This window comes from Lactiplantibacillus paraplantarum, assembly GCF_003641145.1.
In the GTDB taxonomy this organism is placed as follows: Bacteria; Bacillota; Bacilli; order Lactobacillales; family Lactobacillaceae; genus Lactiplantibacillus; species Lactiplantibacillus paraplantarum.
Genome location: NZ_CP032744.1, coordinates 2417193 through 2429210, shown reverse-complemented (window position 1 = coordinate 2429210; position 12018 = coordinate 2417193). Strand labels below are relative to the sequence as shown.

Sequence of the window (12018 nt, the reverse complement as noted above, 5' to 3'; positions counted from 1 at the left end):
TTTTAGCCATAAATTAATTATTTGCCAGGTTGGTGGTGTGAAAATATAGCGCTAGATCAGGATAAACGAAGACGGTATGTGAGAAATCAAGGAGACCGTTATTTTTATAATAATTGCAGGAATCTAGTGCCAGATAGGTACCACCATGTTCGAGTCCCATTAGGTCAGCTTCTTCTTGGTTTAAATTAGTCAGTGAGAGGTAGTCATCACTGTTGGCAATTCCGATTCCGTAAGCCTCATTAATGAAATCCCAAATTGATGAATTAACTGCTTCGGTCGACAAGTAAGGAATCACTGAACGTAAATAGTACGCTTCTTCTAGACAATAGAGTTGTTCATGCCAGTAGCGTAGTCGGATAATGCGGTAAAGTTCTTCGTCGACAGGGATTCCGAGCTTGCGACTCAACGCACTATCCCCCTGAATCGTATCAAAGGTAAGAATCTTTGATTTCAAGTTACGGGGATGGAGGTTGCTATTAAATAGCGAGCGGGCCGACAAGTTAACGACCGTTTTGTGTTGTAGTTGAATATTAGTAATATAATAGCCACTACCTTGGACGCGGCGCAACAAGCCTTGCTGGTAGACTAAGTCAATTGCTTTGCGAATTGTGTTACGACTTGCCTGATAGCGTGCCATTAATTGGGCTTCGGTCGGAAGTTTAACGGTAAAAATGCCATCTTGAATGGCAGTCACAAGTTTAGCTGCGATATCACGATACATAAAGTTCACTTCTTTCAAATTTTAAGTCGTCAATATAGAATTTATGGGTACAAATTAAATAAATTGCGAATATCTGATTAATAAGGCTTGTCAAATTTGTACCCATGACTTATAATTCTAATTGTAATGAAAGCGGTTTATTAAAGCAACCGCTGTAACATATAAATTTAAAACGATCTAGGAGCGTGTTTATTATGGCTGAAAGAACAATTATGTTGGTATGTGCTGCTGGGATGTCAACGTCATTATTAGTATCAAAGATGCAAAAGGCTGCAGAAGCAGATGGTATCGATGCAGATATTTTTGCAACCGCTGCCAGTGACGCCGATGCTAAGTTAGCTGAAAAGAATCCTGACATTTTAATGCTTGGACCACAAGTTCGTTACATGTTAAGTGATTTCCAAAAGCGCGTTGATATTCCGGTTGAAGTAATCAACATGCAAGACTACGGTATGATGAATGGCGAAAAAGTTTTAAAAGAAGCCGAAGCATCAATTGCAAAAGCAAACTAATGATTTAATTGTAAGTGCTGCCAATCCACGGTAGACCTATCGAGGATGGTGGCATTTTGATTGTGACGCACACGAATAAATGCTAAAAGGATGAGGGTTAATGGCAGAAGAACAAACAAAAGAAGTTGAAGCAAGTCTCGAAACCATCATGGGTTTGATCGTTAATGGTGGCAACGCAAAGAGTTCCGCTTTCGAAGCAATTAAAGCTGCTAAGGAAGGCGACTTTGAAACCGCAGATGCCAAGTTGAAGGAAGCCGATAATTTCTTGACGGAAGCACACAATTCACAAACTTCAATGTTAACGGCGGAAGCACAAGGGGAACATACCCACGTGTCATTACTGTTAGTACATTCACAAGATCATATCATGAATGCCATCACCTTCCGCGATTTAGCTGGTGAAGTCGTCGACGTTTATCGGCGGTTAGCTGCCGATGAGGCGAAGTAGTTAATTAATTTGAGCCTAGGCAAATACCTGCTGGTGTTGGTCTGGGCTTGTTTTTTCATTCATGCCGTAGTCAATCGTAATGGCAGATACCTCGATAATGATTACGTGGCGGTTACACGTTAATCGTTAGTTAAGGTAACAAAGACTGTAACTCAGGGATAGCCTGAGCAGCATTAATGGAGGGAATTAGTTCATGACAAAAGGATACAAAATGCCTAAAGGATTTCTGTGGGGCGGCGCGGTTGCGGCGCATCAATTAGAAGGTGGCTGGGATGTCGATGGCAAAGGTGTTAGCATTGCCGACGTGATGACAGCTGGTCGCAACGGGGTTCCCCGTAAGGTAACTGACGGCGTCAAGGAAGGCGAAGTTTATCCGAACCATTGGGGTAATGATTTTTATCATCGTTATCCAGAAGATGACAAGTTATTCGCTGAAATGGGCTTTAAATGTTTTCGAACATCAATCGCTTGGACGCGGATATTCCCAAATGGTGATGAGACGACGCCTAACGAAGCGGGATTGAAATTTTATGATGACTTGTTTGATGACTTGTTGTCACATGGCATTCAGCCAGTAGTGACGTTGTCGCACTTTGAAATTCCGTACCACCTTGTCAAAGCGTACGGTGGCTTTAGCAATCGTAAGATGATCGACTTCTTTGTGCGGTTTGCAACCGTGGTCTTTGATCGTTACAAGGACAAAGTTAAGTACTGGATGACTTTTAATGAGATTAATAATCAGACCGCGTGGAGTGATCCCCACCCATTACTTCAAAATTCAGGGCTGCAATTAGGCGCGGACGACAACTGGGAACAAGCGATGTACCAGGCTGCCCACTATGAATTAGTAGCGAGCGCGTTAGCTGTCCAGGCAGGTCACGCTATCAATCCAGATTTCCAAATCGGCTGCATGGTGGCAATGTGCCCAATCTATCCATTGACGGCTAAACCAGCGGATGTGATGATGGCGGAACGGGCCATGCAAAAACGGTACTGGTTTGGCGACGTGCACTGCCTCGGCGAGTATCCAAAGTGGTTGCCAAAATACTTTGAACGTAAAGGTTTTGACATGGACATCACCGCAGCCGACCTAGCGACATTGAAAGCTGGTACGGTCGACTACGTTGGGTTTAGTTATTATATGTCATTTGTCACTAAGGGTCGCGACGGTGATCAAGAATATGACTTTAAGGAACCGGATGACTTTGTCGAAAATCCTTACGTTGAAAAGTCCGACTGGGGTTGGCAGATCGACCCGACTGGTTTACGGTACGCCATGAATTGGATGCAGGATCGGTGGCACTTACCACAATTCATCGTGGAAAATGGGTTCGGCGCATATGACAAGAAGGAAGCTGATGGTAGTGTGCACGATGATTACCGTATTAGCTATTTCCGTGATCATATCCTGGCAATGGAAGAAGCCGTTGCATTAGATGGGGTCGACCTGATTGGCTACACGCCATGGGGATGTATTGACTTGGTTTCTGCAAGTACTGGTGAAATGGCAAAACGTTATGGGTTCATTTACGTTGATGCCGATGATAACGGTCATGGCAGTTTCGACCGTTCTAAGAAAGACTCCTTTGACTGGTTCCAACAAGTTATTGCGAGCGATGGTGAAGATTTATAGTGAAAGGATGATTGAGCATGGCAACAACGAGTGGTTTACGATCTGATTTCTTATGGGGTGGGGCGGTCGCTGCCCATCAACTAGAAGGTGGCTGGCAAGCTGGTGGCAAAGGCGTTAGTGTGGCTGATGTCATGACTGCTGGTGCTAATGGTGTTCCCCGTGAAATCACGGATGGTGTGATTGCGGGTAAGAACTACCCGAACCATGAAGGTATCGACTTCTACGGTCATTACAAGGAAGATATCAAGTTATTTGCTGAAATGGGCTTCAAGTGTTTTCGGACATCGATTGCTTGGACGCGAATTTTCCCAAATGGTGATGAAGAAGAACCGAACGAAGCGGGGTTGAAGTTCTATGATGACATGTTCGATACGTGTCTACAATATGGTATCGAACCAGTGATTACGTTGGCCCACTTTGAAATGCCATACCACTTAGTTAAGGAATACGGTGGTTGGCGTTCACGGAAAGTTATTGACTTCTTCGTCCACTACGCTGAAACGGTCTTTAAGCGTTATAAGAATAAGGTTAAGTACTGGATGACTTTCAACGAAATTAATAATCAGACAACTTATACGAATCAATTCTTAATGGCTACGGATTCCGGTTTAGTATTGAAACCCGACGATCCGGATGCTGAAGCTTTGATGTATCAAGCCGCCCACTATGAAGTGGTTGCTAGTGCGTTAGCCGTTAAGATCGGCCATGCCATTAATCCAGACTTTCAGATTGGTAATATGATCAATATGACACCAATCTATCCAGCAACAGCTAAGCCACAAGATATCATGCAAGCTGAAAAAGCAATGCAACGCCGCTATTGGTTTGCGGATGTGCAATCATGGGGTTACTATCCAAATAACATGGAAGCTTACTTCAAACAGACTGGTTTCCGCCCAGATATCACGGCGGAAGATCGGCAAGTTTTGAAGGAAGGCACTGTTGATTATATTGGCTTTAGTTACTACAATTCAAATACAGTCGCTGCTCAAGATGACAACCCAAGTTATCACTTTGTTGGCACCGAGGCGGTAGACAATCCATATTTGAAGACGAGTGAATGGGATTGGCCAATTGATCCAGAAGGCTTGCGGTATTCTTTGAACTGGTTACAAGACCGTTATCACAAGCCAATGATGATTGTTGAAAATGGCTTGGGTGCCCGGGATAAGGTTGAAGCTGATGGCAGTATCCATGATCCATATCGCATCGACTATTTGCGGGCTCATATCAGTGAAATGATCAAGGCGGTTGCCGAAGATGGGGTTGACCTAATTGGCTATACGCCATGGGGCTGCATTGACTTAGTTTCTGCCGGCACCGGTCAGATGTCGAAACGTTACGGCTTTATTTATGTCGATAAGGACGATGAAGGTAACGGAACACTAGATCGTTCCAAGAAGGATTCGTTCTATTGGTATCAAAAGGTGATTCGGACGAACGGGGCTGATTTGAAGTAGACCGACTAGTCTGACTGTTAGCTTGCTGGATGATAAGGCAGTGCGGACGGGGATTGTTGGTCAACCAACATCTTAGTAGTTGCAGACGGCGTTCAAAGTTTAATTACTTTGAACGCCGTTTTTCTATAGCCTGAAACGTTAACTTGTTCGATTGGTCAACCAACAATTATTAGCAATTAGGGCCCCAGGATTGTTTCTTAGGCGCAAGTGTGGTTAAATAATGGACAAAAGCAATGTCATATTATCTAACATGAGTTGTGATTAAAACTTGATTTAGATTGTTGCTTGTCAGCACGTGTGCGGCTCATGCCAACTTTTGAGGCTGGGTGCTAATTACTGGAACAGAGCAGATATCGATTTGAATTGACGTAGCAGCCTACTGCGCAATCTTAAATACGAGATTTAGCTTGGAAAATGTTCGCATGGCTGATGAATGCTTACTTAACTTGGTGCAAGTAGGCGTTAGATATTGTGCTACCAGAACTTCAATTAAATGAAAAGGACCTGAAAGTATGGATACAACGGTAATGATTGAAAAGCACCCGCAGATTAGAGCTTTGATGGCCAAACGACCGATTGTTTGGCAGAATCCAGATTATGGTCAACAGACCGACTTGCCGTTGACGCGCGCTGATATTTTTGACGCGGTTGCGCGCTGGGAACGTTTTGCCCCATTTTTGGCGATTGCCTTTCCAGAGACAGCGGCGATGAACGGGATTATTGAGTCACCATTGTTGCCACTTAAGCAGATGAAACCGGCATGGGAGATGATTAACCACCAGTCATTGGCGGGACAACTTTATTTAAAGGCTGACAGTCAATTACCAATTTCAGGTTCAATCAAGTCACGTGGTGGTATTTATGAAGTGCTTAAGTTCGCGGAGCAGGTGGCCATGGCCCATACGGATCTGACGTATATGGATGATTACAGTGTCCTAGCGACAACCGAGTATCATGAGTTATTCGCTCAGTATGGCGTGATTGTGGCCTCAACGGGGAATTTAGCGCTCAGTGTTGGAATGATGGCAGCAAAATTTGGATTTAAGACGACGGTTTACATGTCCCATGATGCGCGTCAGTGGAAGAAGGATAAACTGCGGGCGAATGGTGTGATCGTTGAGGAGTTGAATACTGATTTCTCAAGTGTGATTCCAGTGGCCCGGGCCGCAGCAGCTAAAGATGATCATACCCACTTTGTTGATGATGAGGGCTCACGTGACTTGTTTTTAGGTTACGCCGTTGCCGGGGTGCGATTACAACATCAATTAAAAGTACAGGGCATTAAAATGGATGCACAACACCTGGTTGTCGTCTATTTGCCAGCTGGTGTTGGTGGCAGCCCTAGTGGTGTGGCTTTTGGTCTCAAGATGATTATGGGCGCTAATATCTACCCAGTCTTTTGCGAGCCGACCCACGTGCCGTCGGTGACCCTTGGAATGATGACCAAACTGAATGAAAAGATTGCCGTTCAAGATATTGGTTTAGACGGCTTAACTGCTGCTGACGGGCTAGCCGTTAGTCGGCCATCAAGACTGGCTGGTAAGGTGATGCGGACGCTATTACTCGGAACAGCAACATTTGAAGATGATGATTTATATCGTTATTTGACTAAATTAGTCGATACCGAAGATGTGATGGTCGAACCATCAGCCGCAGCGGGCTTTACGGCGCTTGCTCCCATCATGGCTCAATTTCCGGCGCTCGCTGGCAAAGATGTCACTCACATTGTCTGGGCAACTGGGGGTAATATGATGCCGGCATCTGAGCGGCAATTGGATTATGACTTGGGACGAAAGCTATTAACAATGGTTTGAAAACATAATTGAATTCAGAAAAACATGAGATATAATGGCAATATTGATACTTGAAAAAGAGAAATTAGCAAACCGGTGGCTCAGAATTATGATTCTGGGCCACCGGTTTTAGTTGTTATAAATAGTAATGCAATGAAATATTTTTAAACGAGAAAAACCATTCTTGATTAGAAGGATAGTATTGTTGAAATATGATTAGCAGATAGTAATTGGCAGAGGTCAAAAAGAGGCTATACCAAAAGTGAAATAGCTTTAAATATAAATAAACTGATTGGAAAAATTGACAAACTTAGCGTTATGTCATATGAATACTTGTTACAGAGCTGAAACGGTGCTTTTGCTAATTTAGCAAGTAAAAAAATGATAACGGTGTCGTCTAGTTAATCCGTCTTGAAAGCAAAATATGCTAGTTCTCAAGGTCAAAGGCTGCTACGGGAAACGATGCTAAAAACATTTAGATTTTGGGATAAAACTAATTGTGCACAGTTTCTTAAGATCTGCCCAAGAAACTGAACACAATTTTTTTGTCAATATTGTCGAAATATGCGCCAAAAGGTTGTTCGCAAGTAGACCGACTTTTGTCCCAATCTCGTTATGAATCGTGTTCGGAATTAGTTTCAAAATTCTGTTGAACAGTAGCGATTAGTCGTAAAAAGTTTGCGCGGTCAGCCGCGTTTAAATTTTTAAAAGCCAGTTGTTCAACATTTTCCCAAATGGCTTGGGCCTGTTGTGCCAATTGTCGCCCGCTATCGGTCAAAAAGACTAATGTGATTCTGCGATCTATTTCGGACTTTTGAGTGCTGACAATGCCCTTTTTCTGCATTCGTGAGACTGATTTAGCTACTGCGGAGTGGTTGACGCAAAGTTGTTTGACAAGTGCGTTTTGTGACTGTCCATCTTGTTCTAATAACGATAATAAAATTAAATCCTGACCTGCGTGTAGGCCGATACCGGCAATCTTACTAGTTGTGACGTGCCGATGTGCTGAGACCAAGTTAATAATGGCCTTACCAATTGGGTATTCTTCCAGTGCCATGTGGTACACCTCCTAAAAAATAAAAACAAATATGTTGCCAGGAACATAAAAACATGTTATTGTATTTTCTGTTGCCAGGAACATAATAAGCGTAGCAAGTTTATGTGTATCTGTCAAAAAATTTAGCGGAACTTAAATTCACTAAACGACCATAGTAGCAAGCACAATTGTCCGTCAGCTGATGGTTAACATAGATTTGAGAGGTGAGCAGTTTGGACTTAACAAAGAGTATTGATGCTAACGGCAAACCATACAATAAAACTATTCTAGTGTTGGCGATTATTATCGGTGGCTTTATGACGATACTAACAGAGACACTATTAAATAATGGGTTGGCCAATATTGCACAGGGATTTAATATTTCATTAGCAACTGCACAATGGATTTCAACTGCTAATTTATTGACGATCGGGGTCATGATTCCAATTTCGGCTGTATTTTTATACAAGTTTGATTCAAAAAGATTGTATCTTACAGCTCTTGGAATTTTCTTGGTTGGTACGATCGTTGCTTATGTAGCACCATCGTTTGGCATGTTGTTAGCGGGACGTATTATTCAAGCCGTCGGAGTGGGAATCATCATGCCATTCATGCGCAATATTATGGTATTGATCTACCCAGCGGAAAAACGTGGCATGGCGATGGGGATAACGGGAATTGTCATTGCATTAGCACCAGCGATTGGACCGACACTATCTGGCTGGATTTTAGCTCACTATACTTGGCGTGCCTTGTTCGGTATTTTGATACCAGTCACTATCGCCGTCATTGCCCTAGTCATGCTTGGTATGCGTAAATTAATTCCAACGACTAATCCTAAGTTAGATATGCGTTCAATTTTGTATTCTGGATTTGGGTTTACTGGTATCTTATACGGATTTTCAACTATTGGTAGTAACTGGTTACTTAGTTTAGTCGTTATTATCATCGGGAGCATCCTAATAGGTTTATTAATTCATCGTCAGACGGGATTGAAAGAACCGATGCTGAACGTAACGGTCTTTAAGTATCAGGCCTTCAATCTAAGTGTTGTTTTGAGTAGCTTAGGTCAGTTATCCCTGTTAGGGATGCAAGTATTAGTTCCAGTGTACTTGCAGAGTGCTTTTCATATATCAGCGCTAGTCACGGGGGTACTCATGTTACCAGGTGCCATTATGATGGGAGTTGTCAATCCACTATCAGGAATGCTATTCGATCGATACGGTATTCGTAAGTTAGCAATCAGTGGTTTCTTGATTGCGGCAATCGCCACAATGCCGTTTGTCTTCTTCACGGCAACTGTTTCGTTGGTGTGGATTGGCCTCGCATATGCGATTTGGATGATGGGGCTCTCATTAATGTTAATGCAACTAGCAACTGCTGGGTTAAATGTGCTACCTGTTAAACTGATTGCACATGGTAATGCTATTAATACGATGGCCGGACAAATTGCAGGGGCGATTGCGACTGCCTTATTGGTTTCGATCAGTGGCATGATTAATCTCACAGCTCATACAACATTATTAGGATATCAGGTTGCGTTTGGCATACTTACAGGATTATTAGTAATTGGCTTTGTAGCCTCTTTCAAATTTAAATCGTCCATAGAATAAAATTAATTGATTATATAGAAGAAATGGAGATAAATAACATGCAAAAGATTTTAATGGTAGTTGGTTCATTACGGAAAGATTCATTCAATAAAACGGTGGCAGAACAAATCAGCACACAACTAGTTGCGCAGGGAGCTGAGGTGACATTTGCCAATATTGCAGATTTACCGTTGATTAATCAAGACATTGAATTTCCCGCTCCCAGCTCAGTGATGACGTTTAGAGAGCAAGTCCAAGCTGCTGATGGGTTGTGGATCGTCACACCGGAATATAATGAAATGATTCCCGGTGGACTCAAAAATGCACTAGACTGGTTGTCGCGCCCAACTGAGGCTGGTGTGTTTGGTGCACCAGATTTTATTATGAATAAGCCAGTCATGTTGACTGGTGCAGGTGGTAAAAAAGCGGCCAAAGTTGGTCTTGCTCACTTAAAAACGTTATTGACCTTCATGGGGTTAAAGCCGAATGATAATTTGGTCGGTTTACAGATTCCAACGAGTGCCTTCATGACGGGGAAATTTGACTTGGATTCGGAACAACGAGCGGTTATTACTCAGCAAGTAACTGAATATCTGGCTTAAAATAGTCAATGATAGGATCAGCATGGCAAAATCATTTTTGATTTGAAAATGCTGATCTTATTTTTTGCAGTGAATCGTGTGATTGATGGTTGGTAAGATTCTCGTTTGAGAGTTAGACCTAGGAAGATTCAACAATGAAATGAGTATCGACTCATTTCATTGTTGACAAACCGAGATGCACTGATTATACTAAAATCATTAAATGAGTGAGTGAACACTCACTTTTTGGAAAGTGGGTTATGAATATGGCAATAGATTATGTCATCGCCAAGCAAGTCAGTAAGCACTTCGGTCATCACCAAGTGTTGAATCAAATTGATTTGACATTGCCGACTGGGACGATTTATGGACTGATTGGGCCATCCGGGGCTGGGAAGACCACCTTGATCAAGAGTATTTTAGGGATGGAAGCGGTCGATAGTGGCACAGTTAAAGTGATGGATACGGTGATGCCCAATCGGGCGGTAATGGCGCAAGTGGGATATATGGCCCAAAGTGACGCTTTATATGAAACGCTAACGGCTCGTGAAAATTTAACTTTTTTTGGGCAGTTGATGAGTGTCCCCAAAATTAAATTAGCACAAATGATTGATTATGCGGCCGGATTAGTTGATTTGACGTCCCAATTAGACCAGCGCGTCAGTGGTTATTCTGGTGGGATGAAACGACGGTTATCATTAGCGATTGCGCTGGTTCAGGATCCTCAATTATTAATTCTAGATGAACCGACCGTTGGGATTGATCCAGAATTACGGCAACAGATTTGGACCGAGTTGAATAAGCTCAAGTCCACTGGCAAGTCGATGCTCGTGACGACCCATGTCATGGACGAAGCGGAACGGTGTGATTATCTCATGTTGATTCGGCATGGCATTGCGCTCGCTGAGGGGACACCCGTGGCGCTGAAGCAACAGTATGCGGTAGATACGATCGAACAGGTCTTTTTGAAAGCGGGGCGGATGCAAGATGCGAACGATGGCAATCGTTAGACGAGTTTTTAAACAGATGTTGCGTGATAAGCGGACCTTGGCACTGATGTTTTTGGCGCCACTCTTAATCATGTCATTGATGTATTTTTTGTTTCAAAATAATACGACTCAAGTTGCGACTTTGGGTGTTCACAATGTTGATCACCAGGTGGTCAAAGCAATTAATACGAAGCATGTCGATATTAATCATTACAATAGTAGCCAGGCAAAGACCATGATTAAGCAACATGATTTGGATGGTTATCTCACGCAAAAGGATGGCAAGCTAACAATAACGTATTCTAATAGTAATCCGACCAATACTTCATTGATTAAAGCTGCATTACAAAGTGGGTTGGTCAAATTAAAGGTTCAGACGTTAGTCACGGCTACTAAAGCACAAAAAAAGGTATTGCAAAAGCAACAGGTGGCACTACAAAAGTTGACCGCGACGCAAAAACAGGCAACGGTTAGCAAGCTAAATACGGCCTTGGCCCAAGCACAGGCAAGTGGGAATACTGCTGCTGTGGCTAAAATTCAAAAGCAATTGAAGCAGGCTACAGCGAGTGCTGCGGCGCCAACAAATAGTCGAGCACAAACGACGACCTATACCACTAGCAGTCATTATATCTATGGTAGTAGTGATTCAACGTTTTTTGAAAACTTTTTGCCAATCTTTCTAGGTTTCTTTGTCTTCTTCTTTGTGTTCTTGATTTCTGGTGTTTCACTTTTGAATGAACGCATTACTGGAACCCTAAGCCGGCTACTTGCAACCCCAATTCGACGGAGTGAAATTATTATGGGCTATCTAATTGGTTATGGTGGCTTTGCAATCATTCAGACTGTCCTGACCGTTGTTTTTGCGATTGCGGTATTCAAGATTCACTTAGTCGGCAGTATTTGGCTGGTCTTTTTGACCAATTTACTATTAGCGTTAGTGGCTTTGACCTTGGGAATCTTTATTTCCACTTTTGCTAATTCGGAATTTCAAATGATTCAATTCATTCCACTGATCGTTGTCCCGCAAATCTTCTTTGCTGGTTTGATTCCAGTCGATGGTATGGCGAGTTGGCTGCAAGCCATTGCCCATATCATGCCGTTATACTACGGTGCCAATGCATTGACCGGCGTCGTCACTAAGGGTGCTAGTCTTGGCGATATTGGGGTTGATTTGTTAATATTAGTAGGGTTTATGGTCGTACTAACAATGTTGAACATTGTTGGGATGAAACGTTATCGGAAGGTGTGAGGAC

The 12018-nt window shown here is 42.8% G+C and carries 11 protein-coding genes; 9 read left to right on the top strand and 2 right to left on the bottom strand.

What is annotated here, in order from left to right; genetic code table 11:
* Window positions 1–13: 13 nt before the first annotated feature.
* The gene (locus LP667_RS12065; RefSeq protein ID WP_021730926.1) at window positions 14–721 is read right to left on the bottom strand and encodes a GntR family transcriptional regulator; all 708 of its coding nucleotides are present in this window, start codon (window positions 719–721) and stop codon (window positions 14–16) included.
* A 194-nt stretch (window positions 722–915) separates the two neighbouring features.
* On the opposite strand from LP667_RS12065, the gene LP667_RS12060 reads away from it, so the two are divergent.
* The 5 genes from LP667_RS12060 (at window position 916) to LP667_RS12040 (ending at window position 6588) form a co-directional block, all read left to right on the top strand.
* Window positions 916–1233, top strand: coding sequence for a PTS sugar transporter subunit IIB (locus LP667_RS12060; RefSeq protein ID WP_021730927.1), 318 nt, complete (start codon window positions 916–918; stop codon window positions 1231–1233).
* Between the two features lie 100 nt (window positions 1234–1333).
* The gene (locus LP667_RS12055) at window positions 1334–1681 is read left to right on the top strand and encodes a PTS lactose/cellobiose transporter subunit IIA (RefSeq protein WP_003639489.1); all 348 of its coding nucleotides are present in this window, start codon (window positions 1334–1336) and stop codon (window positions 1679–1681) included.
* 193 nt (window positions 1682–1874) lie between these two features.
* On the top strand, window positions 1875–3314 hold the full coding sequence (locus tag LP667_RS12050) for a 6-phospho-beta-glucosidase (protein WP_021730928.1): 1440 nt from the start codon (window positions 1875–1877) through the stop codon (window positions 3312–3314).
* Window positions 3315–3331: 17 nt separating this feature from the next.
* Window positions 3332–4774: a 6-phospho-beta-glucosidase gene (locus LP667_RS12045; protein ID WP_021730929.1), complete on the top strand. Its 1443-nt coding sequence runs from the start codon at window positions 3332–3334 to the stop codon at window positions 4772–4774.
* Between the two features lie 512 nt (window positions 4775–5286).
* Window positions 5287–6588 (top strand): D-serine ammonia-lyase, encoded by a 1302-nt coding sequence (locus LP667_RS12040; protein ID WP_021730930.1) that lies wholly within the window; start codon window positions 5287–5289, stop codon window positions 6586–6588.
* Window positions 6589–7180: 592 nt separating this feature from the next.
* Here LP667_RS12040 and LP667_RS12035 read toward each other — a convergent pair.
* Window positions 7181–7624 (bottom strand): MarR family winged helix-turn-helix transcriptional regulator, encoded by a 444-nt coding sequence (locus tag LP667_RS12035; RefSeq protein WP_021730931.1) that lies wholly within the window; start codon window positions 7622–7624, stop codon window positions 7181–7183.
* A gap of 212 nt (window positions 7625–7836) precedes the next feature.
* On the opposite strand from LP667_RS12035, the gene LP667_RS12030 reads away from it, so the two are divergent.
* From LP667_RS12030 to LP667_RS12015, 4 genes are all read left to right on the top strand, one after another.
* A complete protein-coding gene (locus LP667_RS12030; RefSeq protein WP_033609345.1) occupies window positions 7837–9216 on the top strand; it encodes a DHA2 family efflux MFS transporter permease subunit in 1380 nt (459 codons plus the stop codon).
* A 38-nt stretch (window positions 9217–9254) separates the two neighbouring features.
* Window positions 9255–9797 (top strand): NADPH-dependent FMN reductase, encoded by a 543-nt coding sequence (locus tag LP667_RS12025; protein ID WP_021730933.1) that lies wholly within the window; start codon window positions 9255–9257, stop codon window positions 9795–9797.
* Between the two features lie 245 nt (window positions 9798–10042).
* Complete coding sequence (locus tag LP667_RS12020) at window positions 10043–10786, top strand: ABC transporter ATP-binding protein (RefSeq protein WP_021730934.1); 744 nt, start codon at window positions 10043–10045, stop codon at window positions 10784–10786.
* Complete coding sequence (locus LP667_RS12015) at window positions 10764–12014, top strand: ABC transporter permease (protein ID WP_033609347.1); 1251 nt, start codon at window positions 10764–10766, stop codon at window positions 12012–12014. Before LP667_RS12020 ends, LP667_RS12015 begins: the two co-directional genes overlap by 23 nt.
* The last annotated feature ends 4 nt before the right edge of the window (window positions 12015–12018 follow it).